The organism is Streptomyces sp. NBC_01477, assembly GCF_036227245.1.
Lineage (GTDB): Bacteria > Actinomycetota > Actinomycetes > Streptomycetales > Streptomycetaceae > Actinacidiphila.
Window position 1 is genome coordinate 4,506,192 of the sequence record NZ_CP109445.1, and the last position, 25,621, is coordinate 4,531,812.

General features: G+C 72.1%; 20 protein-coding genes and 2 tRNA genes. 6 read left to right on the forward strand and 16 right to left on the reverse strand.

The window, feature by feature from the left end:
• Position 1: 1 nt before the first annotated feature.
• The 5 genes from OHA86_RS18860 to OHA86_RS18880 are packed head-to-tail and all read right to left on the reverse strand — an operon-like array spanning position 2 to position 5,504.
• Positions 2-1,267, reverse strand: a complete 1,266-nt coding sequence (locus tag OHA86_RS18860; protein WP_329176891.1) for an MFS transporter — start codon at positions 1,265-1,267, stop codon at positions 2-4.
• Positions 1,264-2,592, reverse strand: coding sequence for an ATP-grasp domain-containing protein (locus tag OHA86_RS18865; RefSeq protein ID WP_329176893.1), 1,329 nt, complete (start codon positions 2,590-2,592; stop codon positions 1,264-1,266). The genes OHA86_RS18860 and OHA86_RS18865 overlap by 4 nt, the downstream gene beginning before the upstream one ends.
• Complete coding sequence (locus OHA86_RS18870; protein ID WP_329176894.1) at positions 2,589-3,890, reverse strand: ATP-grasp domain-containing protein; 1,302 nt, start codon at positions 3,888-3,890, stop codon at positions 2,589-2,591. The genes OHA86_RS18865 and OHA86_RS18870 overlap by 4 nt, the downstream gene beginning before the upstream one ends.
• Complete coding sequence (locus OHA86_RS18875; RefSeq protein ID WP_329176895.1) at positions 3,880-4,524, reverse strand: serine O-acetyltransferase; 645 nt, start codon at positions 4,522-4,524, stop codon at positions 3,880-3,882. Before OHA86_RS18875 ends, OHA86_RS18870 begins: the two co-directional genes overlap by 11 nt.
• Positions 4,521-5,504, reverse strand: a complete 984-nt coding sequence (locus tag OHA86_RS18880) for a PLP-dependent cysteine synthase family protein (RefSeq protein ID WP_329176897.1) — start codon at positions 5,502-5,504, stop codon at positions 4,521-4,523. Before OHA86_RS18880 ends, OHA86_RS18875 begins: the two co-directional genes overlap by 4 nt.
• A gap of 227 nt (positions 5,505-5,731) precedes the next feature.
• On the opposite strand from OHA86_RS18880, the gene OHA86_RS18885 reads away from it, so the two are divergent.
• The 4 genes from OHA86_RS18885 to OHA86_RS18900 all read left to right on the forward strand — a co-directional run bounded on the left by OHA86_RS18885 (position 5,732) and on the right by OHA86_RS18900 (position 11,061).
• Positions 5,732-9,622: an amino acid adenylation domain-containing protein gene (locus OHA86_RS18885; RefSeq protein WP_329176898.1), complete on the forward strand. Its 3,891-nt coding sequence runs from the start codon at positions 5,732-5,734 to the stop codon at positions 9,620-9,622.
• Entirely contained in the window at positions 9,610-9,834 is a 225-nt protein-coding gene (locus OHA86_RS18890) for a tautomerase family protein (RefSeq protein ID WP_329176900.1), read from the forward strand. The genes OHA86_RS18885 and OHA86_RS18890 overlap by 13 nt, the downstream gene beginning before the upstream one ends.
• Positions 9,835-9,890: 56 nt before the next feature.
• A complete protein-coding gene (locus OHA86_RS18895) occupies positions 9,891-10,169 on the forward strand; it encodes a hypothetical protein (RefSeq protein ID WP_329176901.1) in 279 nt (92 codons plus the stop codon).
• Between the two features lie 76 nt (positions 10,170-10,245).
• Positions 10,246-11,061 carry a DUF899 domain-containing protein gene (locus OHA86_RS18900; protein WP_329176904.1) on the forward strand — a complete coding sequence of 272 codons (816 nt, stop codon included), beginning with the start codon at positions 10,246-10,248 and terminating at the stop codon, positions 11,059-11,061.
• A 448-nt stretch (positions 11,062-11,509) separates the two neighbouring features.
• On the opposite strand, the gene OHA86_RS18905 is transcribed toward OHA86_RS18900, so the two are convergent.
• Both OHA86_RS18905 and OHA86_RS18910 read right to left on the reverse strand, forming a co-directional pair.
• Complete coding sequence (locus OHA86_RS18905; protein WP_329176906.1) at positions 11,510-11,833, reverse strand: hypothetical protein; 324 nt, start codon at positions 11,831-11,833, stop codon at positions 11,510-11,512.
• 63 nt (positions 11,834-11,896) lie between these two features.
• Positions 11,897-11,969, reverse strand: a tRNA-Ala gene (locus OHA86_RS18910).
• A 100-nt stretch (positions 11,970-12,069) separates the two neighbouring features.
• Here OHA86_RS18910 and OHA86_RS18915 point away from each other — a divergent pair.
• Both OHA86_RS18915 and OHA86_RS18920 read left to right on the forward strand, forming a co-directional pair.
• Positions 12,070-12,624 carry a DNA-binding protein gene (locus OHA86_RS18915; RefSeq protein WP_329176907.1) on the forward strand — a complete coding sequence of 185 codons (555 nt, stop codon included), beginning with the start codon at positions 12,070-12,072 and terminating at the stop codon, positions 12,622-12,624.
• Between the two features lie 32 nt (positions 12,625-12,656).
• Entirely contained in the window at positions 12,657-13,961 is a 1,305-nt protein-coding gene (locus tag OHA86_RS18920) for a serine/threonine-protein kinase (protein ID WP_329176908.1), read from the forward strand.
• A gap of 54 nt (positions 13,962-14,015) precedes the next feature.
• On the opposite strand, the gene OHA86_RS18925 is transcribed toward OHA86_RS18920, so the two are convergent.
• The 9 genes from OHA86_RS18925 to recF form a co-directional block, all read right to left on the reverse strand.
• Positions 14,016-15,479, reverse strand: coding sequence for a hypothetical protein (locus tag OHA86_RS18925; protein ID WP_329176910.1), 1,464 nt, complete (start codon positions 15,477-15,479; stop codon positions 14,016-14,018).
• Complete coding sequence (locus tag OHA86_RS18930; protein WP_329176912.1) at positions 15,476-17,437, reverse strand: vWA domain-containing protein; 1,962 nt, start codon at positions 17,435-17,437, stop codon at positions 15,476-15,478. Before OHA86_RS18930 ends, OHA86_RS18925 begins: the two co-directional genes overlap by 4 nt.
• A gap of 182 nt (positions 17,438-17,619) precedes the next feature.
• On the reverse strand, positions 17,620-17,760 hold the full coding sequence (locus tag OHA86_RS18935) for a DLW-39 family protein (RefSeq protein ID WP_200804389.1): 141 nt from the start codon (positions 17,758-17,760) through the stop codon (positions 17,620-17,622).
• 206 nt (positions 17,761-17,966) lie between these two features.
• Positions 17,967-18,040, reverse strand: a tRNA-Ile gene (locus OHA86_RS18940).
• Positions 18,041-18,112: 72 nt separating this feature from the next.
• The gene (locus OHA86_RS18945) at positions 18,113-18,805 is read right to left on the reverse strand and encodes a DUF3566 domain-containing protein (protein WP_329176916.1); all 693 of its coding nucleotides are present in this window, start codon (positions 18,803-18,805) and stop codon (positions 18,113-18,115) included.
• Between the two features lie 3 nt (positions 18,806-18,808).
• Positions 18,809-21,493, reverse strand: coding sequence for a DNA gyrase subunit A (gyrA, locus tag OHA86_RS18950; protein WP_329176918.1), 2,685 nt, complete (start codon positions 21,491-21,493; stop codon positions 18,809-18,811).
• 43 nt (positions 21,494-21,536) lie between these two features.
• Positions 21,537-23,537, reverse strand: a complete 2,001-nt coding sequence (gene gyrB / locus OHA86_RS18955; protein WP_329182468.1) for a DNA topoisomerase (ATP-hydrolyzing) subunit B — start codon at positions 23,535-23,537, stop codon at positions 21,537-21,539.
• 358 nt (positions 23,538-23,895) lie between these two features.
• The gene (locus tag OHA86_RS18960) at positions 23,896-24,441 is read right to left on the reverse strand and encodes a DUF721 domain-containing protein (protein WP_329176920.1); all 546 of its coding nucleotides are present in this window, start codon (positions 24,439-24,441) and stop codon (positions 23,896-23,898) included.
• On the reverse strand, positions 24,438-25,586 hold the full coding sequence (gene recF, locus OHA86_RS18965; protein ID WP_329176921.1) for a DNA replication/repair protein RecF: 1,149 nt from the start codon (positions 25,584-25,586) through the stop codon (positions 24,438-24,440). The genes OHA86_RS18960 and recF overlap by 4 nt, the downstream gene beginning before the upstream one ends.
• Positions 25,587-25,621: the final 35 nt, after the last annotated feature.

Below are 25,621 nucleotides of genomic sequence, written 5' to 3' on the forward strand. Positions count from 1 at the left end.
GTCACGCAACCTTTCTGGTGGATCCGGTCGTGGACAGGGCCGGTGCCGCCCCGGGCAGCACCGGATGCACCGCGGCGGCGGGCAGGGTGCGCTCGAGGCGCAGCACACCCAGCGCGGAGCCCGCCGTGGCCGCGGCCAGCAGCAGCCACATCCCGGTGGCCGACACCGACAGCAGGCCGGTGAGCACCGTCGGCGCGAGCGCGATGGGCACCGCCCACGACAGCTGGTAGACCGCGAGATGACGGCCGCGGGTCTCCTCCGGCGCGGCCTGGGCCACCAGCGCGGAGGCCGTGGCGCCGTGCAGCAGCTCGCCCACGGTGAAGGCGGCGGTCGCGGTGAAGACCCCCACGACCAGCGCGGCCCCGGTCGACAGGCCGCCGAGCACCGCGAAGGTGACGAAGGACAGCGCGAAGATGCTCGCGCCGAGCGCCACCGCACGCGTCCTGCGATAGCGGACGACGACCCGGCTGACCGGGATCTGGAACAGCGCGATGCCGACCGTGTTGACCGCGTAGAGGAAGCCCACCAGCGAGACGGGCGCGTCCAGGTTGCGGGTGAGGTACACCGGGAGTGCCACCGACAGCACCATGTAGCCGAAGGCCGTCGGGATGTTCAGCAGCGTCAGACCGAGGAAGGGGCGGTTGCGCGCCACCATCCGGTAGCCGCCCTTGCGGGAGACCCGGCCGCCGGCCGGCTGCGCCGCTGCACTGGGGCGGATCGTGCTGAGCAGCCCGGCCGACAGCAGATAGCCGGCGGCGGCCCCGAGCACGACGACGTAGTAGCCGGAGTCGCCGATGGCGAGGGCCGCGCCGGCGATCAGGCCGCCCACGCCCAGCCCCGCATTGCGCAGGCTGCGCTGCAGGGCGAGCAGCTTGTCCCGCTCGGTGCCCCGCACGATCTCCGCCACGAAGGACTGGATGGCCGGCGGGTAGGAGGTGTCGCCGAGGGCGACCGGCAGCACCACCGCGAACATGACCACGCCGTTGTGGACCAGCGGATACGTGCAGAAGGCCGCGGCGCGCAGCACGTATCCCCCCACCAGTACGGCGCGGGCGCTGAAGCGGTCGATGAGGATGCCGGCGACCGGGTTGCTGACCAGGCCGATCACCGAGGCGGTCGTCACGATGACACCGACCCGGGTGAGCGACAGACCGGTCACGTGGTGGAAGTAGAGCAGCGACAGGGGGACGTACATGCCGCTGCCGGTCGCGTCGACGACCATGCCGAGCATGTACGTCGTGCGCACGGACGACAGCCGCCGCCTCATCGCGCCTCCGCCAGGGCGCTGGTCCCGGTGGGCGCCACGATCGTCGTCCCGGCGATGACCCGGGCGCCCAGGGCGCGCAGCCGGCGTTCGCACTCGGTACGGGTCGGGGCCGAACCCACCGCCGCGGTGAGGAAGTCGGCGGAGCCCGCGGCCGGGGCGATCACCTGGCCCTCCTCGGCGAAGAGCCAGAAGCCCTTGACCCAGTCCTCGTCGGGCACGGCGGGCAGCGAGCGCACCAGTCCCGGCCGCTTCATCGTGAGCACCTGCCCCGACATGCAGCGCGGCCGCAGGCGGCCCGCGTCGTCCGCGGCGCCCTCGACCGCGGGCAGCGGGAGGCCGGCCTCCGCGCGGGTCACCTGCACGGCGAGCTGGATTCCGAAGAGGGTCTCGAAGACCTCTCTGATCTTCGCGCCGCCCGACCGGCCGGCGATCTCGCACAGCACCAGGCGGTCGTCGGGGGTGTGGAAGACCTCCGCGTGGAAGGCGTGGGTGCGCAGCCGGGAGCCCTCGGGCTTGAGCGCCGCCAGGGTCTCCTCGACCAGTGCGAGCAGCCGCGGGGTGAGCGGATCGTCCACGTCCAGGGTCAGGTCCACCCGCGGACCGGGGTCGGCCCCGAAGGAGGCCAGGTCGTACTGGTACTGGGACGGCCAGGCGGCCACCGTGCGGCCGTCCACCACCAGCCCGTCGACATGGCACATCCGCCCGGGCACGTAGGACTCGATGAGCAGGTCGTCCCGCGCGCCGTCCTGGTAGGCCTCGGCGAGCCGCAGCTCCAGCTCGTCGCGGTCGGCGATGATCCGCAGGCCGATGGAGTTGTAGCCGGCCCGGTCCTTGAGCACCACGGGTAAGCCGTGCAGGCCGGCGAAGTCGCGGGCCTGGGCGGCGGTGGCGGGGACGGTGTGCGGGGCGACCTCGATACCGGCCCGCTGGGCCAGCCGCTTCATCAGGGCCTTGTCGCGGAAGGGCGTGATGTCGGCGCTCCACGCCCCGTCCAGGCCGAGGCGCTCGCGCAGCCGGGCGGCCAGGACGACGTCCGCCTCGTGGTGGGCGATGACGTGCGTGACCCCGTACTCCTCGGCGAGGGCGAGCGCGCGGGCCGGCACCGCCTCGTCGTCGAGGGTGTCGAAGAGTTCGAGGCGGGTGACGTCGTGGTCGCGCTCGCCCGGGACCTCCTCGCCGGCCAGCTCGATCTTGTCGCGGGCGGCGAGGACGACGATGTCCCCGGCGTACGGCGTGCCGCCGTCCAGGCCGGGGGCGTCGCCGTCCAGCCACCGGCGGTAGGGGAAGGCGGCGAAGGCGTTGCGGTGCAGGATCAGGACGCTCATGCCGGCATCACCGTCCGGTCGCTGACCGGCGCCGCCTCGGCCAGGCCCGGCCGGCCGTCGGGGTCCTTCACCCTGACCTTCACCACGCCGCCGATGACCTCGGCGCCGCGCCGGATCGCCGCGGTGGTGTCCTCGCCGGTCACCGCGACCAGGCCGAGGCGGTCCCAGTTGTCCCGCAGCGGGCGCACCGTCTCCCCGGGCTTGGCGCTGATGCGTACCGCGAGCACGTCGGCGAGCGCCTGCGCCTCGGCCACACCGTCCACCGACTCCACGGTGTCGCCCGGCCGGCCGACCACCGACCGTACGGCGGCCCCGCCGTGCGCCTCCGGCCGGTCGGGCAGCTTCTCGGCCAGGCCGAAGGGCGCGCCGAGGGCGAGCGTGATGGTGTCGATGCCGTAGACGCTGTGCACCAGGTCGGTGATGGCGTCGCCGGCGATCCGGTTCTGGCTCTCGACGACGCGGGGGCCGCGGGCGCCGATGCGCACCTCGGTGTGGCAGACGCCGTCCTCGACGCCGAGCCGGTCGAGGAAGCCGGTGACGGCCGCGCGTACCCGCTCCTCGACCGCCGCGCCGAGCCGGGCGGGGACCGCGTGCCCCAGTTCGGCGAAGTGCGCGGGGTCGGTGAATTTCTCGGTGACGGCGATGACCACATGGCGCCCGGCAGAACTGAAGGACTCCACGCTGTATTCGGGGCCGTCGAGATACTCCTCCATCAGGAAGTCCTGGAGCAGCATCAGCGTCGAGACCCGGTCGGTCCTGGTGCCCGACAGCCGCCGCACCTCGGCCCAGACCCGGTCGGCGTCGGCGGGACCGTCCAGGCGCTGCACCCCGATGCTGGCGGTGGCGTCGGTCGGCTTGACGATGAAGGGGTAGCCGACGCGCTCGCCGAAGGCGTCCAGGTCATCGCGCCCGCGCAGCGGCCGGGCGCGGACCGCGTCGGGGTCGAGCCCGGCCAGGTGCTCGCGCATGGCCGCCTTGTCGCGGAAGCGCCGGGTGACCTCGTAGCCGGTGCCGCCCAGGGCGAACAGGTCGTTGATACGGGCCGCGTTCTCCAGGCCCGGCTCGGTGATCGAGGTGGCGGCGGCGAAACCGGGGGTGTCCCGGAGCCGCTCGGCTATCGGCTCCACCAGGTCCCAGCGGGTGTAGTCGACCACCTCCAGCAGGTCGGCGAGGCGTTCCTGCTCGGCGCTGACCTTGGTGGGGTGCTGGAGCAGCAGGACGTACAAGCCCAACTGCTTGGCCTTGGCCACTGTTTCGTCGGTGGCGCCGACGAGCAGCAGCGAACGCTCAGGATTCATGGGTGCGTTCCGATCCGTTCCGGTGTGGAGGCTGCGGTTCCGTGCGCGGGCTGTCCTGAGGTGCCAGGGCCGGCGCATGGCCGACGACCGCCTCCGGGGCGCGTACATGCACCCCCTTGGGCACATCGCTGAGCACCAGGGACATCGCACCGATCAGTGCATCGTCGCTGACGGTGATCGGCCCGAGCAAGGTCGCCCCCGCGCCGACGGTGACGCCGTTGCCGAGCCGGGGATGGCGGCGGGCGCCCCGCCGCGCGTGCTCCTGCTCGTGCCACCAGCCGAAGGAGCCCAGCGTGACCTGGTGGAAGAGCGATACGTCGTCGCCGATCACGGCGGTCTCGCCGACCACCACCCCGCTGCCGTGGTCGACGAAGAACCGCCGGCCGATCCGCGCGCCCGGGTGGATGTCGATGCCTCCGGTGAGGACCTTGGTGGCGGTGCACACCAGGCGGGCGATGAGGTAACGGCGGTGCCGGTAGAGGAAGTTGCCGGTGCGGTAGCCCAGCAGGGTCAGCACGGTCGGGTGCAGCAGCGCCTCGGTGCGCGACCGGACCGACGGGTCGCGGGCCACGATGACGTCGAGGGTCTCCCCGATCCGCCGGCGCAGCGAGGGCGAGGCCCGCACCCTGCTCATCCGGCCGGCCGCAGCGCCGCGCCGACCGCGGCCGGGCTCTCCCCGGCGTCGGGCCACCAGCTGAGGTAGCGCTCCCCGGTGTCGGGGAAGACGGTGGCGACGGTGGCCCCGGCCAGGTCGTGCCGGCGCGCCAATTCCACGCAGCCGTGGGCGGCGGCGCCCGAGGAGACGCCGACCAGCAGCCCGGTGGCGGCGGCGATGGCGCGGGTGGTGGCCGCGGCGTCCTCGTCCGCGACGACGATCACCTCGTCGATGGCCGCGACATCCGTGACCGGGCTGGTGAATCCGCCGTTCAGACCGGGGATGCGGTGCGGTCCCGGCGCGCCGCCCGACAGCAGGGGCGAGCCCGCGGGCTCGACCGCCACGACGTTCAGCCGGGGATTGCGCTCCCTGAGGTAGTGCGCGATACCGGTCAGGGTGCCGCCGGTGCCGACGCCGCACACCAGGTGGTCGACCCGGCCGCCGGTGTCCCGCCAGATCTCCGGGCCGGTCGTCTCGTAGTGGGCGCGGACGTTGTCGGCGTTCAGGTGCTGGCCCGCGTACCAGGACCCGTCGGTCTCGGCGTGCAGCTTCTCCGCCCGCTCCACACAGGCGGCGAAGCCGAGGGTGTGGTCGGTGAACTCGACCTCGGCGCCGAGCATCCGCAAGGTCAGCAGGCGCTCCCGCGAGGCGTTGTCGGGCAGCACGATCCGGCAGGCGTAGCCGCGGGCGGCGGCCAGCGCGGCGAGCGCGATACCGGTGTTGCCCGAGGTGGACTCGATGACCGTCCCGCCGGGCAGCAGCGCCCCCGACTCCTCGGCGGCGCGCAGCATGAACAGGGCGGCCCGGTCCTTGATGCTGGACAGCGGGTTGGCCGCCTCCAGCTTGGCCAGCACGCGCGCGTCGGCGGGCAGCCCGGGCAGGCGCAGCCGCAACATCGGCGTATTGCCCACGAGTTCATCGAGCGAGCCGACGACACGGCCGGTGGTTGGTTCGGTCACGGGGCCCTCCGGATCACTTCGGCTCGACACGCGTCCCGGGTTTCCGTGCGCTGCGGGGCACGTGCTCGCCCAAAACCTGCCGCTCCGCGTGCGCGATGGCCACGCCGCCCATGGTTCGGGTTGCCGCACTGCACTGATTGCGGGGGTCCCCCGCGGCGCGCAGCCCGGCGCGAATCCGTACGTTCGAGCGCGAGGTCGAGGCCCCATCCGAATACGGGGGTACGTTGATGAAGAGCCTGGACGCCGCTGGAACATGCCTGCCGGAACTGCTGGATTCGCAGGCGCTCGCCCGCCCCGGCGACATCGCCGTGGTCCACGAGGGCGAGTCGCTCACCTTCCGCGAACTGGCCGACCAGGCCGCCGACGTGGCACGTTACCTGTACCACCTCGGCGTCGGCGCGGACGCGGGCGTGGGGCTCTTCGTCGAACCCTCGCTGGATCTGGTGATCGGTGCCTGGGGCGTTCTGCGCTCCGGCGGCGCCTATCTTCCGCTCTCGCCCGACTATCCGGAAGAGCGCATTCACCATATTGTGCGCGATGCCCGATTAGCCGTCGTGCTCACCCAGGAATCGCTGCGCCACCGGCTCGCTGAGTTCCTCGGCGCGGAAACCGTCGTCATCACCCTCGACGACGTCGTGGACTTCGCCAAGGGCCGGTCCGACGAGGAATCCGCCGATCTGCCCGGCGGCCCGCGCCCGGCGGATCTGGCGTACGTCATCTACACCTCGGGCAGCACCGGCAGGCCCAAGGGCGTGACGATCGAGCACCGCTCCATCGCGCACCAGATGCGCTGGCTCGCCGACTCCTTCGGGCTCGGCGCGGGCGCGACCGTGCTCCAGAAGACCCCGGTCAGCTTCGACGCGGCCCAGTGGGAGATCCTGGCGCCCGCGTACGGCAGCCGGGTGGTGGTCGGGTCGGGCGGCATCCACCGGGATCCCACCCGCCTGATCGAGGCCGTCGTCCGCCACGGCGTCACGACCCTCCAGTGCGTGCCGACCCTGCTGCAGGCCCTGGTCGACACCGACGCGCTCGACCGCTGCACCTCGCTCACCCACCTCTTCAGCGGCGGCGAGGCACTGTCCCGTTCGCTCGCCGGGCAGTTGGCCTCGGCACTTCCGGGGGCCGCCCTGGTCAACCTCTACGGCCCGACCGAGTGCACCATCAACACCTCGGCCCACACCGTCGATCCCGCCGCCCTCGGCGAAGGCCCCGGCGCCCTGCCGATCGGCACGCCCGTGACCGGCCTGCGCTATCACATCCTGGACGCCGAGGGCCGTCCCGTGCCGCCGGGCACGACCGGTGAACTGCACATCAGCGGCATCCAGTTGGCCCGCGGCTATCTGCACCAGCCGCTGCTCACCGCCGAGCGCTTCTTGCCGAACACCGCCGCGGGCGCGTCCGAGCCGGGCCACGAACGGCTCTACCGCACCGGCGACCTGGCCCACTTCAATCCCGACGGCACGGCCCAGTTCGCCGGCCGGGCCGACAACCAGGTCAAGCTGCGCGGCTTCCGTATCGAGCTGGACGAGATACGGCTGGCCATCGAGGCCCACGACTGGGTCAGGAACGCCGCCGTGCTGCTGCGCACCGACCCGCGCACCGGCTCCCAGCACCTGGTGGCGTGCATCGAACTGAGCCCGCGCGAGGCCGCGTTGATGGACCAGGGCGAGCACGCGGACCACCATGTGTCGAAGTCGTCCAAGCTCCAGGTCAAGGCCCAGCTGTCGAACCCGGGCGTGCGGGACGCGGCCGACCTGTCGGGCCGGCCCGCCGTACGCCTGCCCGGCGCCGCCGCCGGCCCCGAGCAGCGCCGCCGGGCCTTCGCGCGCAAGACGTACCGCTTCTACGAGGGCGACCAGCTCGCGGCGGCGGACGTCCTCGCGGCGCTCGGGCGTACGGCACAAGGCGCCGGATCGCGCCGCCCCGAGGAACTGACCCTGGCCGAACTCGGCGGCCTGCTGCGGAATTTCGGCCAGCACCTCAGCGGGGAGCGCCTGCTGCCGAAGTACGCCTACGCCTCCCCCGGCTCGCTCTACGCGACGCAGCTGTACCTGGAGCTGGCCGGGATCGCGGGCCTGGCGGCGGGCTGCTACTACTACCACCCGGTCGACCACGAACTGGTGCTGGTCCACGGCGCCGAGGCGTCCGCACAGCCCCGGGCGCGGGTGCACTTCATCGGCCGCAGATCGGCGATCGAACCGGTGTACAAGAAGAACATCCAGGAGGTCCTGGAGATCGAGGCCGGCCACATGGCCGGCCTGTTCGACGAGGTGCTGCCCGCCCACGGCCTCGCGCTGGCCGAGGCGGCGTACGACAGCGGCCTGCCGCGCCGGCTGGGCTGCGCCGAGGGCGACTACTACCTGGGCTCCTTCGCGCTGGCGCCCTGGACGGCGGCGCGCACGCGGAAGTCCCCCGACATCTACGTGCAGTTCCACCCCGGCAGCGGGGCAGGACTGCCCAGCGGCCAGTACCGCTACCGGGACGGCGGCCTGCACCGGATCAGCGACCAGCTGGTCCTCAAGCGGCATGTGATCGCCATCAACCAGGCGGTCTACGAGCGGTCCGGCTTCGGCATCACCCTCGTCGGCCCCGCGGCCGGGCAGCGCGGGGAGCGGATGAGCTATCTGGAGCTGGGCCGCGAACTGCAGCGCCTGATGATGAACACCGCCAACCTGGGCTTCATGTCCGCGGGTTACAGCTCCCGCGCGGGCCACGACCTGCCCGCCGCCAGGCGCATGGCGGCGATCCTGCGGGAGGCGGGCCAGCGCACCGGGCCCTCGTACTTCGTCGTCGGCGGCAAGGTCAGCGAGGAGCAGATCAGCCACGAGGGCATGTACGAGGACCAGGTGCACATGAAGGGTCCGGCGGAGCTGATCAGGGAGGACCTGACCTCCTCCCTGCCCGAATTCATGCTCCCCGGGCAGATCCTCGTCCTGCCCCGGCTGCCGCACACCCCGAACGGCAAGCTCGACACCAAGGCCCTCCAGGGGTACGTGGCCGAGGCGGCGGCCCGCGCGCGTCCGGTGGTGGAGCCGCGCAACCGGGTCGAGGCGCGGTTGTGCGCCCTGTGGGGCACGGCGATGCGGCGGGACTCCGTCTCCGTGCACGACGACTTCTTCCAGCTCGGCGGGAATTCGCTGATCGCGGTCGCGCTGGTCAAGCGGATCAACGAGGCGTTCGGCTGCGGCCTGCCGCCCCAAGTGCTGTTCGAGGCGCCCACGGTGGCGAAGCTGGCCGAGGCGGTGAGCGCCCGGGCCGCCGCCACCGCCTCCCGGCTGGCGCCGCTACGGGCCGGGGGCGACGGGCCGCCGGTCTTCTGCTGGCCGGGGCTCGGCGGCTTCACGATGAATCTGCGGCTGCTCGCGGCCCGCGCGCCCGGGGAACGCCCGTTCTACGGCGTCCAGTCGCACGGGATCAACGAGGGCGAGACGCCGTTCCCGACCATCGAGGAGATGGCCGCCGCCGACGTCGCGGCGCTGCGGCAGGTCCAGCCGGCGGGTCCGTACACGCTGTGGGGCTACTCCTTCGGCGCGCGGGTCGCCTTCGAGACGGCGTGGCAGCTGGAGCAGTCGGGGGAGCGGGTGGAGCAGCTGTTCCTGCTGGCACCGGGCTCGCCGCGGGTGGCGGGCGCCCCCGGGCAGGCGGCGGCGGCCGACTTCGCCGATCCCGTCTTCACCACCCTGCTCTTCTCCGTCTTCGGCAGCACGGTGAGCGGCCCGGTCCTGAAGGAGTGCCTGCGCGAGACCACCGACGCGGAGAGCTTCGCGCGGTTCATCGACCGCCGGTTCCCGCAGCTGGACCCCGGGCTGATCCGCCGGGTGGTGACCGTCGTCCGCCGCACCTACGGATTCACCTACGATCACATCGATCCGGCCGCCCGCCGGGTCTCGGCACCCGTCACGGTCTTCCGTGCCCAGGGCGACGAACCCTCCTTCATCGAACGCGTCCAGGGCCGCACGGCCGCCCCGCCCGCCGTCGTCCACCTGGAGGCCGGCCACTACGGGATGCTGCGCGACCCGGGCGTGGACGAGCTGGTCAAAGCGCTCCTGCGGGCCGCACCACGACCGGCGGCGGACCAGGCCGAACAACAGACAAGGAAGCTCCCATGCCCCACGTGACCATCCAGCACTTCCCGAAGCCCCTCACCGCCGAGCAGCAGGCCCGCCTGGTGGAGCAGCTGACGGCCGCCGTCCAGGAGGCGTTCGGGGTCGGCGAGAGCGCGGTCTCGATCGCCCTGACGCCGGTCGCCCCCGAGGACTGGGACGCCCAGGTCTACCAGCCCGAGATCGCCGCGCACCGCGAGCAGTTGGCGAAGCAGCCGGGCTACTGATCCCGGGTCCGCGGGGCCGGTCGGGGGAGCACGCGGGACACGGTCATGGACGAGCGGTGGGAGAGCGGCCGCCGGCCGGCGTCCGCGAGCAGGTCGACGGGTACGTGCTCCAGGACGCCTTCATACGGGCGGTCCGCACGGTCTTCGACGCCGGCCGCGGCTCCGGCCCGGGCCTGAACGAAGCCCAGCACGTCGTCAACGACCGCTACCGCCACCACGGCGACACCGTCGCCCGCACCCCCGACAGCCCCGTCGACCCCGGCTGTGCTTCTTCCTGGGGCGCGGGGCTGAGCGGGCCGGCCCGACGTGGCCGAGGGCGCCCTCCGCAGCGATGAGTTCCGGCCGGGACGTGAGTCTGTCCTGCTGAGCGTCGTACGACGCTGCCCGGCACGAGACACCACGGAGGGCACCATGACGACCACGCCCGGCAACGCGAGCAGCGACCTCCCCGGCACGCCGCCGGTTGTCGACCTGGCCACCTGGCAGGCGGCGCGCGAGGAGCTGCTGGTCCGCGAGAAGGCGCACACCCATGAGGGCGACGCGATCGCCGCGGCCCGGCGGCGGCTGCCGATGGTCGAGCTCGACGGGACGGCCGAGGTCGTCGGACCCGACGGGCCGGTCCCGTTCCTCGACCTGTTCCAGGGGCGCGACGAGCTCGTGGTCTACCAGCACATGTGGTACGACGGCGCGCCGCACCAGGGGCAGTGCGAGGGCTGCACCACCACCGCCTGGCACGCGAAGGACGCCGTCTACCTCAACGCCCGGGGCGTCTCCTTCGCCGTCCTGACCTCGGGCCGGTGGGACGAGGTGGCCGCCTACGTCGAGTTCATGGGCTACACCCAGCCCTGGTATTCGGTGCGGGGCGTGGCCGCGCCGATCGGCGGACAGATGGGCCACCTCGCCGCCTTCCTGCGCGACGGCGACCGCGTGTTCCTCACCTACTCCACGACCGGCCGCGGCAATGAGCCCGTCAACGGTTCCCTCGCCCTGCTCGACATGACGCCGTACGGCCGCGGCGAGGCGTGGGAGGACGACCCCGAGGGCCGGCCCGTGATCGGCGATGCCCGCGAGGAGCACCCGTCCAAGGGCCACCAGGCCTGCTGGTACTGGCGCTCGGACGCCGACGGCGCCGCGACCTGGGGCCCGACCAGCCGCCCCGTACCGCAGTGGACCCGCCCCGGCGCGACCCCCGTGCACACCCTCGGCCGCCACGGCCCCCACCACTGACGCGCCCTCACCATCCCCGCCGTCCCCCCAGGCGCCGCGCGGCACCGGGCGACCTGCCGTCGCAGGCACAGCGCCTGGGACCTGCCCGCAGCGACCGCCGGGGGCTCCCCCCGGCCAAGGGCTCGGCACCGCGGGAGCACGCCCGCGGCCTGATGCGTACGCCATGCGTACCGGACGCCGGCGGCCCCTCTCGCGCGAACCGGGCGAGAGGGGCCGCCGGCCTGCGTAAATCCTTCTGGATCACGCTCGATCCGCCTCGATCCGATCCTCGTGCTGACACGTCAGCACACCCCCCTCGGGTTGCGGTCGCGAACACACCGTCACGGCTCAGCCGGGGCGCCGATCGCGGAGGCGTCGCTGACCAGGTAGGCGATCGGCGGCAGGGGCATGCTCTCCACCCCACTGCTCCGGGCCCGCTTTGAACTCCTTCGGCCACCCAGTGCGCGCCTCACACAGCGACGAGCCGGACCCGGTCGCCGCACAGCTTGGTCATGTCGTCGATGCCGGATGTCAGCATGACCACTGGATGCTGCTGCCGCACTGCGGCCTCAGCCACAGCCGCGTCAATGGCGTACTTGTGACCATGCAGACCGGCGCCGATCAACAGGGCCGAGGCCGCCTTCGCCTCCTCATCTCCGACCGGCATCACACGAAGGCCCGATAGCAGCCAGCTCAAGCGGGCCCTGGCGAGGAGGGGGAAGGGCCTCTCCTGACCTGTGGACACGGCCTTGCTGAGGCTTACGTCAGCACCACCGAGCTGCCATGCCAGCACAGGAAATCAGGACAAAAACACCCCCCTGACCATATTTTCGCAGGTCAGAGGGGTGAATGCGTGTGGAGCCTAGGAGATTCGAACTCCTGACATCTGCCTTGCAAAGGCAGCGCTCTACCAACTGAGCTAAGGCCCCGCGTCGGAAACAGCGTACCGGGTCGGGTGGGGTGGGCTGAAACGGGATACGGCCCGCCTAGGATGGTTTGCGGATTCGCAGGCGCAAATGGGGAGCGGCTATGGACGGCTCGGGGCAGGACGCCGTGGCTCGGGCGGTCGAGGCCAGGGAGTTGCAGCGGGGGTGGTACGGGGAGCCGCTGGGGGAACTGTTCCAGCGGCTGATCGGGGATCTGGGGCTCAATCAGGCGCGGCTGGCGGCAGTGCTCGGACTGTCCGCGCCGATGCTGTCGCAGCTCAAGAGCGGGCAGCGGGCCAAGATCGGGAATCCGGCGGTGGTGCAGCGGCTCCAGGCGCTGCAGGAGCTGTCCGGGCAGGTGGCGGACGGGCGGACCGGGGCGCTGGAGGCCGCGGCCAGGATGGACGAGATCCGCGAGTCGGCGGGCTCCTCCGTGCTCGGCACGACGACGCATTCGGTCGCCGCGGACGGGGCTGCGCCCCGGCAGGTGGTGCGGGGCATCCAGGAGGTGCTGCGGTCGGTCGCATCGGCCGAGGAGATCGAGCAGGCGGCCCACTCCCTCGCGCCGACCCATCCCCACCTGGCAGAGTTCCTTCGTGTGTACGGCGCCGGGCGCACCAGTGAGGCCGTCGCCCACTACGAGTCGCACCGGGACTGACAGGACAGCAAGCAGGGGGAGAGCGGTACGCCATGGGTGAGGTCTTCGCTGGCCGTTACGAGCTGGTCGACCCGATCGGGCGCGGCGGTGCCGGCGCGGTCTGGCGGGCCTGGGACCAGCGGCGGCGCCGCTATGTGGCGGCGAAGGTCCTCCAGCAGAGCGACGCCCACGCCCTGCTGCGCTTCGTCCGCGAACAGGCGATGCGTATCGACCATCCGCATGTGCTGGCCCCGGCGAGCTGGGCGGCCGACGACGACAAGGTCCTGTTCACCATGGACCTGGTGCACGGCGGCTCGCTGGCGCACCTGATCGGCGACTACGGGCCGCTGCCGCCGCGCTATGTGTGCGTCCTGGTCGACCAGTTGCTGTCCGGGCTGCACGCGGTGCACGCCGAGGGCATCATCCACCGGGACATCAAGCCGGCCAACATCCTGCTGGAGGCGACCGGCACCGGCACCCCGCACGTACGGCTGTCGGACTTCGGCATCGCCATGCGCAAGGGTGAACCGCGGCTGACCGAGGCCGATTATGTGGTCGGTACGCCGGGGTATTTCGCGCCGGAGCAGATGATGGGCGCGGAGCCGGACGTACCCGCGGACCTCTACGCCGTCGGCCTGGTCGCCCTTTATCTGCTGGGCGGCCAGAAGCCGGACGCCCGGGCCATCGCGCAGCGCTTCCTCGCCGACGGCGTGCCGCCGGCCCCCACCGGGGTGCCGGAGTCGCTGTGGCAGGTCATCGGGGCCCTGCTGCAGCCGGACCCGCGGGCCCGGTTCCGTACCGCCACAGGAGCGCGCAAGGCGCTGGCGGGCGCCGTCGAGATGCTGCCGGAGCCGCCGCCGGGGGAGGAGCCGGTGGAGATCTTCGACCAGATCGGACCGCTGCCCGAGGGCTTCGGCCCGCACGGCCCCCTGTCGGCGGCGGCGGACCGCACAGACCGCAGCGGACCCGGGACCGTATCCGCGGCCGTACGCCCGCCCGTGCCGTCCGCACCGCCGCGCCGGACCCCCGAGCCCGGCTACGTGTCCCCCACGAACGGCTACCCGCTGCCGGCCCCCGCGCCGCACCCGGCGACCAGGACCGACGTCCCGGTCCCCGCGGCGGCCCGACCCGTCCCGCTGCCCGAACCGGAACCGGCACCGACGCCCACGTCGGCACCGGCAGCCGCGCACCCGCAGCCCCAGCCCCACCTCCAGCCGGCGCCGCAAGGACCGGCCGCCTCCCCCGCGCTGCCCGCCCGCACGCACAAACCGGGACCACCCGCCAAAGTGGTGATCCCGGTCCTCGTGCTGGCCGCGATCTGCTTCGCGGTCGGCATCCTCGCGCTGACCTCCGGCTGACCGGCCAGGCCGTCCCGTCACGACGACGCGGCGGCGGCCGAACCGGTCAGGACGTCACCAGGACGGCGGCGGCCCGAAACCGGACTGCGGCGGCAACTGCCGCGTGACGGTGTCGGGCGTGGCCGCCCGCCGCCGCGCGGTCAGGAACCAGCCCGCGAGCGCCAGCAGCAGCACCGTCCCCGCGCCGAGCGCCGCGAAGCCCAGGAACCGCTTCGCGGAGTTGCCGGACGACGAGGACGCGGCAGACTGCGGCGTCCCGTCGGCCGCGGACACGTCGTGCGCATCGACACCGATCCCGGCGGCCTTCGGGTCCCCGGCGTAGGCGGGCGCGTCCTGGGTCGCGCCCGTGACGTCGACCCGCAGCGTCACCGGCACGGCGCCGCTGACGGCCTTGGCCACGTCCGGGTGCACGGTGACGGCGAAGTAGTACCAGCCCGCGTACCGCACCCGGGAGACCGCGGTGTCGTCGGCCGCGCGGTTGGCGTACGAGACCGGCGCGAGCTGCTCGTGCACCGAGGTCGGGGTGCCCAGGTACGAGTGCGCCTCGTCGTCGATGAGTTCGCGCACCGGGCTGTAGGCGGTCAGCCGCACCCCGGAGCCGACGTAGACGGCGCTGTCGGTGACCTGGGCGCTGGAGAAGTCCGAGAAGACGGTCGCCTGCTGGCCCCAGTCGACCGGGACCTTGTAGAAGCGGGTCTCGCCGGGCAGCACCTTGTCCTTCCAGATGCCGGTCTTGACCGGGGCCGCGGTGTCGAACGACGTGCCGCCCGTCGCCTGCCGCGGGGTGCCGCTGGTCAGCGGGGTCGGCGATGCCGTGCCGGCGTCCGGCGCGTGCCCGGCCGCGGCGCCGGCCTTGAGCGGCGGTTCGAGTACGTAGCGCAGTTCCAGCGGCCAGGCGCCCGGGTCGGAGGCGCCGGCGCTGGTGCGGTGCACGGCCAGCGTGTACTGGTTGGCGTCCTGGCAGGAGGTGCCGACGCCGATCAGCCGGGCCACCGCGCTGCCGACCGGGCGGACCGCGCCGTCGTCCCGGAAGTGCGCGTCGGTGCTGTCGCAGTCGGAACCGTCGGCGCTCTGCAGCTTCAGCTCGATGCCGTCGCCATAGGCCACGCGGGTGCCGGGCGCGGGGAGGGCGAAGGCGGAGGCATAGGCGGAGGACGTGGCGTCCAGCGTGATGCCGTAGATGCGGGTCTCGCCGACCTTGATGGTGTCGCGGTAGGTGACGCCGGGCTTCATCGCGGGCGCGTCCGCGGTCGTGGCCGCGCCCGCCAGCACCGTGCCCTGCGGCTGCCAGGTCGCGGGCGCCCCGGGCCCCGCGGCGGGGGTGCCGTCGTCGGCCGCGGCAGGCCCGCCCTGGACCCCCTGGAGGGCGGTCAGCGCCAGTAGGACGCCCGCCGCGGCAGAGGTGCCGCGCTTGGTGGCCGCGGTGGATATACCGCGCCGTGCCGCCGCAGCACGGGTACCGCGCCGTGCAGCCGCCGCGGCATATGTACCGCGCCGCATCGAAGTGTCCCGTCTCATGCCCCACCCCTTGTCGTACGGCTCCGCAGGCGGTGCACCAGCGCCGCCACGCCTATTGCGGCGAGCGCGACGGCGCCGCCCGTACCCGCTGCCACCAGATCCATGCTCCTCAGCCCGCCGCCGGACGACGCGGACGACGCCGCGTCCTGCCCGTTGCCCGACTGCCCGCCCGCCGCGTCCTGGCCGCCCTTGGTGCCGCCGTTCGCCGCGTCGCCCTGTGCCGCGCCGCTGTGGGACGCCAGCGCGGGCGCCTGGTACTGCGGCCCCGCCAATTCCGTGCCGGTGACGTTGACCCGCAGGATCACGCCGACCGCGGTGTTCCTGGCCAACTGGGCGGCGTCCGGGCCGAGGCCGACCGCGATCCAGTAGTCGCCCGCGCTGTGCACGGTGGCCGCGTCGCCGTCGTCCACCCAGCGGTTGGTCCAGGTCACCGGTACGGTGCCGAGCCCCACCGACACGGGCGAGCCGGTGTAGGAGCGGTTGTCCCGCGCGTCGGAGGCGTCCTCGACCGGCAGCCGGCCGGGCGCGTAGGCGGTGGTCGCCACGAAGGTCGACGCGGCGGACGAGGCGCCGTCGAGCACCGGCTCGTTGGCGAACTCGGCCGCGTAGGTGAGCTGCTGGCCCCAGCCGAGATGCACCTTGTAGTAGCGGGTCTGGCCGGGCAGCAGCCGGTCGCGCCAGACGCCCTTGGTCACCGCCGCGGCGTCGTTGAAGCCGGTGCCGCCGGTCAGGTCCTTCGGAGTGCCGGTCAGCGGCGCGGGCGCCGTGCCGTAGTCGGTCCGCGCGGCGGCGGCGACCGTACCGGCGGGCAGCGGCGCCTCCTTGTCGAAGCGCAGCTCGACCGGCCAGCGGCTGCGGTCCGAGGCCGCCGCGGTGGTGCGGTGCACCGAGAAGAGGTAGCGGCCGGCCGTGTCGCAGTCGTCCTTGCCGTCGCGGCTGGGCACCCGGCTCACAGCGGCGGTCAGCGTCATCGCGCCCTCGTCCTGGCCGAAGTGCTCGGAGTCCGAGTCGCAGGTGTACCCGTACGTCCCGGTCCCCGCCAGCTTGAGCTCGATGCCGTCGCCGTAGCCGACCGGCACGCCCGGCTGCGGGACGGCCGTCGCGGACAGGTCGGCGGTGCTCGCCGCGTCCAGGGTGGCTGCGTACCAGCGGGTCTCGCCGGGGCCGATGGTGTCGGTGTACTGGCCGGGGCCTATTGCCGCGGCTTTCGCCGGGGTCGCCCCGCCGGTCACCGGGTCGCCCGCCATGCGGTAGGCGTCGGCGCTCAGTTGCGAGGCGCGCACCAGCTGGCGGCCGAGGGCGGCGGCGTCCGGGGCGTCGTAATAGGCGCCGTGGCCCGCCTTGGCGATGCATTCCAGCTCGTCGCGTGCGGCGCCCTCGACCTGGAAGCCGACCGTGTCGATCCGCAGGTTCAGGCCGTCGCCCGCGAGTGTGGCCGCGACCTCGCACGGCTTGGGCGCACCGCAGTTGGACTCGCCGTCGGACACCAGCAGGATCGTCCGCCGCCCCTGCGCCGGCAGATCCGCCGCGGCCTTGGTGAGGGCGAGCGCGGTGGGGGTGTCGCCCTTGGGCTGTACGGCGGCCACCGCCTGCTTCATCGCGGCCCGGTCCAGTGCGGTGACGGGCTGGGCCAGCGAGGTGTCGTTGCAGCCGTGGGTCTTTCCTGCGCCGTAGACCCGCAGTCCTGCCGGGTAGCCGTCGGGGAGCGAGTCCACGACCGAGCCGACGGCGGTGCGGGCCGACTGGATCCGGGTGTGCCCCGAGCCGTCGGGGCCGGCCATGGAGCCGGAGGAGTCCAGCACCATGATGAGGCTGCCGTCCTGGCTCCCGAGGGCGGGGGGCGCCGCTGACGCCACGGGAGCTGTGAGCAGGCTCACCCCCGCGAGCAGGCCCACTCCAGCCAGCAGCAGTCCGGCGGCCGGCAGCAGGATCCGCCCCGGCGGTGGTCGTCGTCTCATGGCGCCACTTCCCCCTCGTTTCCGCGCACACGCGTGGTGGTTTGCTCAAGCAAAGTAAATTATTTGCTGGCGCAAACTCAAGCGGCTGCGGTCACGGTCCTGCAACAACAAAAGTCCCGGCCGCACATCTGCGGCCGGGACATCGGGGCGGTCGCGGCACCTCCCGGCGCCGCGCCGCCGTCTCACACGTTCGCGCCCGAACCCGCCGGGACAGCGTCAGTGGCTTCCGTCCAGAGGTCCTGCTCGGCGCGGTCCGCCTGAATCTGTCGGTAAACGAACAGCCCGGCGACGGCGGCCAGTGCGACCAGGAGAAACTTCTTCATCGCGTGACCTCCTCCTTCATGCGTGGGGACAGCTTCTGACCCGCCCGACTATACACAGCAGCCGATACCGAACGGTGACCTGAGGTCGGCATGCCCTACCCCTGTTTTCCGCGCGCCACACCCGCGTCATCCGAACGGACCGTCGATACCCGGACCGATACACGACGAGACCCCCGGTCGGTCCGACCGGGGGTCTCGTGCGCGAGTGGGGCTACCAGGACTTGAACCTGGGGCCTCTTCCTTATCAGGGAAGCGCTCTAACCGTCTGAGCTATAGCCCCGCGCTGCACCGAAAGATTAGCGCACAGCGGGCCATGTCCCAAAATCGGTGACGCGCGGCCCCGGCGGCGGGGCTACTCGTCCTCGGCCAGCGTCAGCTCGACGCCGCCCACGAAGCCCGCCGACAGGTTGTAGATGAAGGCGCCCAGCGTGGCCAGCGCGGTGGCCAGCACCACGTCGATGACCGCGATCACCGTGGTGATCATCATGACGCGGGACAGGGACAGGAACGACACCAGGTCGAAGCCGCCCTTGCCGCCCTGCTCCGAGGTGGTGGCCTCGCTGATCGTGGACCCGACGGTGCTGAAGACGCCGATGGTGTCCAGCACCATCCACAGCACGGCCACCGCCACGATCGTGCAGATGCCCAGCGCGATGGACAGCAGGAAGCTGACCTTCATCACCGACCACGGATCGGCCTTGGCGATCCGCAGCCGCGCCTTGCGGGTGCGCGGCGCCGTACGGGCCGCCGGGCGCGGCCGGCGTACCCCGGCCGAGGCCGGCGAACCGGCTCCGCCGGCTCCACCCGTCCCGCCACCGCCACCCGGTGTGCCGCGGCCGCCATGGCCGGTCGGCGCGCCACCGGGCGGCGCCGGCGGTGTGCCGGGCGGCGGTGGCGCGTAGGCCTGCGGCGGCTGATGCGGCTGGGCCGGCTGACGGGTGCCCGTCACGGCGTATCCCCCCTCGTCCGGGCCGTTGAGGTTGGCCGAGCCACGGGCACCCCCGGACCTCCCGGCCCCACCCGCGGCGCCCGTGGCTCCACTCACGGCTTACTCCTCCGGTTCACCGGCCGCGGGCTGCGCGCCCTCGGCCGAGATGTCGTGCTCGTCGTCGTGCTCATTGTCGTGCACGGGCTCGGTGCCGTGCGCGGTCTCGTCGTCCTCGGCACCGGCAAGGCCGGCCGCTTCCGGATCATCCTCCGCCTCGGCATTGCGCGCGATGCCGACGACGGCATCCCGCTTCCCGAGGTTGATCAGCTGGACGCCCATGGTGTCACGGCCCGTCTCCCTGACCTCGTTGACCCGCGTACGGATCACCCCGCCGCTCAGCGTGATGGCGAGGATCTCATCGGTCTCCTCGACCACCAGCGCCCCGACCAGCGAGCCCCGGTCCTCCACGATCTTGGCCGCCTTGATGCCGAGTCCGCCGCGGCCCTGCACCCGATACTCGTCCACCGCGGTGCGTTTCGCATAACCGCCGTCGGTGGCGGTGAAGACGAACGTACCGGTCCTGACCACGTTCATGGAGAGCAGTTCGTCACCCTCGCGGAAACTCATGCCCTTCACGCCGGACGTCGCCCGGCCCATCGGCCGCAGCGCGTCGTCCGAGGCGGTGAAGCGGATGCACTGCGCCTTGCGGCTGACCAGCAGCAGATCGTCCTGCGCCGAGACCAGCTCGGCGCCGATCAGCTCGTCCGATCCCGCGACGCCGCCCGCCTCCCCTTCGGCCTCCCGCAGGTTGATGGCGATCACGCCGCCGGACCGCGGGGAGTCGTAGTCCTTGAGCGCGGTCTTCTTCACCAGGCCGGACTTGGTGGCCAGCACCAGATACGGCGCCGCCTGGTAGTCCTTGATGGCCAGGATCTGGGCGATCCGCTCGTCGGGCTGGAAGGCCAGCAGATTGGCCACGTGCTGGCCGCGCGCGTCCCGTCCGGCGTCCGGCAGCTCGTAGGCCTTGGCGCGGTAGACCCGGCCCTTGTTGGTGAAGAACAGCAGCCACTGGTGGGTGGTGGTCACGAAGAAGTGGTCGACGATGTCGTCCTGCTTGAGCTTCGTGCCGCGTACGCCCTTGCCGCCGCGCTTCTGCGAGCGGTAGTCCTCGGTCTTGGTGCGCTTGACGTAGCCGCCACGGCTGATCGTGACGACGATGTCCTCCTCGGCGATCAGGTCCTCGATGGACATGTCGCCGTCGAAGGGCACCAGCTTGCTGCGCCGGTCGTCGCCGAACTTGTCGACGATGGCCTGCAGTTCCTCGCTGATGATCTGCCGCTGCTTCTCCGGCGAGGCGAGGATCGCGTTGTACTCGTTGATCTTCGCCTGCAGCTCGTCGTGCTCGGCGATGATCTTCTGCCGCTCCAGGGCGGCCAGCCGGCGGAGCTGCATCTCCAGGATCGCGTTGGCCTGGATCTCGTCGATCTCCAGCAGGCCCATCAGGCCCTCGCGCGCGACCTCGACGGTGTCGCTGCGCCGGATCAGCGCGATGACCTCGTCGATGGCGTCGAGCGCCTTGAGCAGGCCGCGCAGGATGTGGGCGCGCTCCTCGGCCTTGCGCAGCCGGAAGCGGGTGCGCCGGACGATGACCTCGACCTGGTGGTTCACCCAGTTGCGGATGAAGGCGTCGAGCGACAGGGTGCGCGGCACACCGTCGACCAGGGCCAGCATGTTGGCGCCGAAGTTGGTCTGCAGGTCGGTGTGCTTGTAGAGGTTGTTCAGCACCACCTTGGCGACCGCGTCCCGCTTGAGGACGATCACCAGGCGCTGGCCGGTGCGCGACGAGGTCTCGTCGCGGACGTCGGCGATGCCGCCGATCTTGCCGTCCTTGACCAGGTCGGCGATCTTTTGCGCCAGGTTGTCGGGGTTGGTCTGGTACGGCAGCTCGGTGACGACCAGGCACTGCCGGTTCTGGATCTCCTCGACCGCGACGATCGCCCGCATGGTGATCGAGCCGCGGCCGGTGCGGTAGGCGTCCTCGATGCCCCTGCGGCCGACGACCAGGGCGCCGGTCGGGAAGTCGGGGCCCTTGATGCGCTCCATGAGCGCGTCGAGCAGTTCCTCGGCGGAGGCCTCAGGATGGGCCAGGCACCACTGGGCGCCGTCGGCGACCTCGCGCAGATTGTGCGGCGGGATGTTGGTGGCCATGCCGACCGCGATGCCCGCCGAGCCGTTGATCAGCAGGTTCGGGAAGCGGGACGGCAGGACCGTCGGCTCCTGGTTGCGGCCGTCGTAGTTGTCCTGGAGGTCGACGGTCTCCTCGTCGATGTCCCTGACCATCTCCATGGACAGCGGCATCATCTTGCACTCGGTGTACCGCATGGCCGCGGCCGGGTCGTTGCCCGGTGAACCGAAGTTGCCGTTCGAGTCCACCAGCGGCATCCGCATCGACCACGGCTGCGCCAGCCGGACCAGCGCGTCGTAGATCGAGGAGTCGCCGTGCGGGTGGTAGGTGCCCATGACGTCGCCGACGACGCGCGCGCACTTGTAGAAGCCCTTCTCGGGCCGGTAGCCGCCGTCGTACATCGCGAACAGGACCCGGCGGTGGACCGGCTTGAGGCCGTCGCGCACGTCCGGCAGCGCGCGCGAGACGATGACGGACATCGCGTAGTCGAGATAGCTGCGCTGCATCTCGGTCTCGAGCCCGACGGGCTCGACACGCAGTCCGCCGGACTCGTTGCGCAGTTCCCGCTCGGACTCGGGGACATCGGGCACGGGTGGGATGTTGGGGGTCTCGTCGGCCATCGCTGTCAGATTGTCCTTTCACACGGCCAAAGTGGGGGCCGACTCAGATGTCCAGGAACCGGACGTCCTTGGCATTGCGCTGGATGAACGAACGGCGGGCTTCCACGTCCTCGCCCATCAGCACCGAGAACAGGTTGTCGGCCTGGGCCGCGTCGTCGAGCGTGACCTGTCCGAGCACCCGGTGGTCGATGTCCATCGTGGTGACCCGCAGCTCCTCCGCGTTCATCTCGCCGAGGCCCTTGAAGCGCTGGATCGAGTCCTCGCGGATCCGCTTGCCGCCCTGCTTGCCCAGCACCACCAGCGCGTCGCGCTCACGGTCGGAGTAGGCGTACTCGAAGTCGTCGCGGCCCCACTTGATCTTGTACAGCGGCGGGCGGGACAGGTAGACGTGTCCGGCCTCGACCAGCGGACGCATGAAGCGGAAGAGGAAGGTCAGCAGCAGGGTGTTGATGTGCTGGCCGTCGACGTCGGCGTCCGCCATCAGGATGATCTTGTGATAGCGCAGTTTGGCGATGTCGAAGTCCTCGTGGACCCCGGTGCCGAAGGCCGAGATCAGCGCCTGGATCTCGGTGTTCTGCAGGATCTTGTCGATCCTGGCCTTCTCCACGTTCAGGATCTTGCCGCGGATCGGCAGGATCGCCTGATACTGCGGATTGCGGCCGGACTTCGCCGAGCCGCCGGCCGAGTCGCCCTCGACGATGAAGATCTCGCACTTCGTCGGGTCGTTGGACTGGCAGTCGCTGAGCTTGCCCGGCAGCGACGCCGACTCCAGCAGGCCCTTGCGGCGGGTCAGGTCGCGCGCCTTGCGGGCGGCGACCCGGGCGGTGGCCGCCTGGATCGACTTGCGGATGATGTCCGAGGCCTCGGTGGGGTTGCGGTCCAGCCAGTCGGTCAGGTGCTCGTGCACGACCTTCTGGACGAACGTCTTGGCCTCGGTGTTGCCCAGCTTGGTCTTCGTCTGGCCCTCGAACTGCGGTTCGCCGAGTTTGACCGAGATGATCGCGGTCAGACCCTCGCGGATGTCCTCGCCGTTGAGGTTGTCGTCCTTCTCACGGAGCAGCTTCTTCTCGCGCGCGTACTTGTTGACCAGGGTGGTCAGCGCCGCGCGGAAGCCCTCTTCGTGGGTGCCGCCCTCATGGGTGTGGATGGTGTTGGCGAAGCTGTAGACGCCCTCGCTGTACTGGCTGTTCCACTGCATCGCCACCTCGACCGAGAGCAGCCGGTCCTTGTCCTCCGCCTCGATGTCGATGACGGTGGGGTGGATCAGCTCGCCCTTGCGCGAGTTGAGGTACGTCACGTAGTCGACCAGGCCGCCCTCGTAGTAGTACGAGACGGCGAGCTGCTTGCCTTCCTCGTCCACGTGGTCGGCGCGCTCGTCGACCAGCGAGATCCGCAGCCCCTTGTTCAGGAACGCCATCTCCTGGAAGCGGCGCGAGAGCGTCTCGAAGGAGTAGTCGGTGGTCTCGAAGATGTCGGGGTCGGCCCAGAAGGTGACCGAGGTGCCGGTCTCCTCGACCGGCTCGTTCTTCGCCAGCGGCGCGGTCGGCACCCCCAGCTTGTAGTCCTGCGTCCAGCGGTGGCCCTCGGTACGGACCTCGACCGCCACGCGCGTGGACAGCGCGTTGACCACCGAGACGCCGACGCCGTGCAGACCGCCGGAGACCGCGTAGCCGCCGCCGCCGAACTTGCCGCCCGCGTGCAGTACGGTCAGGACGACCTCGACGGCCGGCTTGCCCTCGGAGGCGACCATGCCGACCGGGATGCCGCGGCCGTTGTCCACCACCCTGACGCCGCCGTCGGCGAGGATCGTCACGTCGATGGTGTCCGCGTGGCCGGCCATCGCCTCGTCGACCGAGTTGTCGACCACCTCCTGCACGAGATGGTGCAGCCCGCGTTCACCGGTCGAGCCGATGTACATACCGGGCCGCTTGCGCACCGCGTCGAGGCCTTCGAGCACGGTGATCGCATTGGCGTCGTAGGACTTGCTGGACTTCTCGTTGGGGTTGCCGGAATCGGCCACGAAGCGCCCTTTCTGGCACAGCACGAGCCGGGTCCCGCGGGGCGGGATCGGCTGCGTCTTCGACATGTTCCGCTGGGGTACCCCTGCCGCGATGCCAGGGGAGGGCGGTTGTGTCCACCAGTCTACCGGTAGCGCCGACATGAATGGGGCTTTGCCGGTACCTGCCTTCCCATGTGCCGCCCAAAACGGCCGCCGCCCGACTCCCTACACGCGGCCCCGGTTCCAAAACCGCTCACACGGGCGTCCAGGGCTTCCGGCTGTCAAGGCCCGGCTACGCTGAGCAGGCATGCGGCACCGCGCTCGCGCGGGCGTACGAAATGGGTCGTCCGTGCGTACGGCGGCGGCCCCGCGGCGGTTCGCTCAGCTGCGCGAACGGGCCCGGTCAGCCGTACGTGTCGCCGGGTCCGCGGCTGCCGGGCGCCCGCAGCCTGCCGTAGTTGCGGGCCGGTCCCGCCGGGCCGAGCACCTTGAGCAGCTTCACCGTGCCGTGGCCGAGGTCGGCGTTGAGCCTGGCCACCAGGGTCGGCGCCAGCAGCCGCAGCTGGGTCGCCCACGCCGTGGAGTCGCACTGCACGGTCAGCACCCGCGCCTCCTCGTCGTAGCGGTCGGGCGAGCAGTGCTGGGCGACCTCGGGGCCGACCAGCTGCGGCCAGCGGCCCATCACCCCGCCGACCGCGGCCGGCGCCTCCCAGCCGCGCTCGGTGATCAGCCGGTTGATGGCCGCGCCCAGCGGCAGCGGGTCCCTGCCGTCCGCCCGGGCGCCGCTGCGCAGCCCGCCCCGCCTGGCCTGCCGCTTCTGTACGGCCGCGGCGCCCCTGGCCCTGGCCTGCTCCTTGGCCGCCCGCAGCGCCACCCGCGCCAGGTCCACGCCCGACGCCTCGGGGGGCGCGGGCTGCCGGGGCACGTCGCCGCCCACTGTGTCGCTCACTGCCGAACCACCGTCCCGTCCTCCACCGAGAAGCGCGCCCCGCGCAGCACTCCCGGCACGTCGTCGTCCACCGCCGCGGTGACCAGCACCTGCTCGCCGGGCGCCACCAGCTCCGCCAGCCGCTCCCGGCGCCTGGTGTCCAGCTCGGCGAAGACGTCGTCCAGGACGAGTACGGGTTCGCCGCCGTCCGCGCACAGCAGCTCGTAGGAGGCCAGCCGCAGCGCCAGCGCGTACGACCAGGACTCGCCGTGGCTGGCGTAGCCCTTCGCGGGCATCGGGCCGAGCTTGAGCAGCAGGTCGTCCCGGTGCGGGCCGACCAGGGTCACCCCGCGCTCGATCTCCTGCTTGCGGGTCGCGGTGAGCGCTTCGAGCAGCCGCTGGAAGAGCTCCTCGCGGCTGCCGGCGCCCGCCATCGCCTCGTCGCCGATCGAGCTGCGGTAGTCGAGGCCGACCGGCCCGCCGCCGGGCGCCAGCTGCTCGTACGCCTTGTCTGCCAGCGGCTGCAGCGCCGCCACCAGGTCGAGCCGGTGGGCCAGCAGTTCCGCGCCGACCTTGGCCAGGTGCTGGTCCCACACGTCCAGGGTGGACAGGTCGGCTCCCTTGCCGCCGTGCCTGCGGGCGAGCGCGGCGGTTTTCAGCAGCGTATTGCGCTGCTTGAGCACTCTTTCGAAGTCACTGCGCACACCCGCCAGGCGGGGCGCGCGGGCGGTGATCAGCTCGTCGAGGAAGCGGCGGCGCTCACCCGGGTCGCCCTTGACCAGCGCCAGGTCCTCCGGCGCGAACAGCACGCTGCGGACGATGCCGAGCAGGTCGCGCGGGCGGACCTGGGAGGAGCGGTTGATCCTGGCCCGGTTGGCGCGGCCCGGGTTGATCTCCAGCTCCAGCAGCTGGCGGCGCTCACCGTCGGCCGGCGGGCCCTGCACGACCTGGGCGCGTACCACCGCGCGGTCGGCGCCGACCCGCACCAGCGGGGCGTCGGAGGACACCCGGTGGCTGCCCAGCGTCGCCAGATAGCCGACCGCCTCGACCAGGTTGGTCTTGCCCTGCCCGTTGGGTCCCACGAAAGCCGTGACGCCCGGGTCGAGAGGGACCTCGGCCCGGGCGTAGGAGCGGAAGTCGGCGAGCGACAGGTGCGCTACGTGCATCGCGTGCTTGGCGCGTCGCCGCGCCGACCTCCCTG

What these genes read in the sequence shown, in the direction of transcription:
- OHA86_RS18860 (WP_329176891.1), bottom strand. Translation starts at nt 1,267, where the DNA reads ATGAGGCGGCGGCTGTCGTCCGTGCGCACGACGTACATGCTCGGCATG.
- OHA86_RS18865 (WP_329176893.1), bottom strand. Translation starts at nt 2,592, where the DNA reads ATGAGCGTCCTGATCCTGCACCGCAACGCCTTCGCCGCCTTCCCCTAC.
- OHA86_RS18870 (WP_329176894.1), bottom strand. Translation starts at nt 3,890, where the DNA reads ATGAATCCTGAGCGTTCGCTGCTGCTCGTCGGCGCCACCGACGAAACA.
- OHA86_RS18875 (WP_329176895.1), bottom strand. Translation starts at nt 4,524, where the DNA reads ATGAGCAGGGTGCGGGCCTCGCCCTCGCTGCGCCGGCGGATCGGGGAG.
- OHA86_RS18885 (WP_329176898.1), top strand. Translation starts at nt 5,732, where the DNA reads ATGAAGAGCCTGGACGCCGCTGGAACATGCCTGCCGGAACTGCTGGAT.
- OHA86_RS18890 (WP_329176900.1), top strand. Translation starts at nt 9,610, where the DNA reads ATGCCCCACGTGACCATCCAGCACTTCCCGAAGCCCCTCACCGCCGAG.
- OHA86_RS18900 (WP_329176904.1), top strand. Translation starts at nt 10,246, where the DNA reads ATGACGACCACGCCCGGCAACGCGAGCAGCGACCTCCCCGGCACGCCG.
- OHA86_RS18915 (WP_329176907.1), top strand. Translation starts at nt 12,070, where the DNA reads ATGGACGGCTCGGGGCAGGACGCCGTGGCTCGGGCGGTCGAGGCCAGG.
- OHA86_RS18920 (WP_329176908.1), top strand. Translation starts at nt 12,657, where the DNA reads ATGGGTGAGGTCTTCGCTGGCCGTTACGAGCTGGTCGACCCGATCGGG.
- OHA86_RS18925 (WP_329176910.1), bottom strand. Translation starts at nt 15,479, where the DNA reads ATGAGACGGGACACTTCGATGCGGCGCGGTACATATGCCGCGGCGGCT.
- OHA86_RS18930 (WP_329176912.1), bottom strand. Translation starts at nt 17,437, where the DNA reads ATGAGACGACGACCACCGCCGGGGCGGATCCTGCTGCCGGCCGCCGGA.
- OHA86_RS18935 (WP_200804389.1), bottom strand. Translation starts at nt 17,760, where the DNA reads ATGAAGAAGTTTCTCCTGGTCGCACTGGCCGCCGTCGCCGGGCTGTTC.
- gyrA (WP_329176918.1), bottom strand. Translation starts at nt 21,493, where the DNA reads ATGGCCGACGAGACCCCCAACATCCCACCCGTGCCCGATGTCCCCGAG.
- recF (WP_329176921.1), bottom strand. Translation starts at nt 25,586, where the DNA reads ATGCACGTAGCGCACCTGTCGCTCGCCGACTTCCGCTCCTACGCCCGG.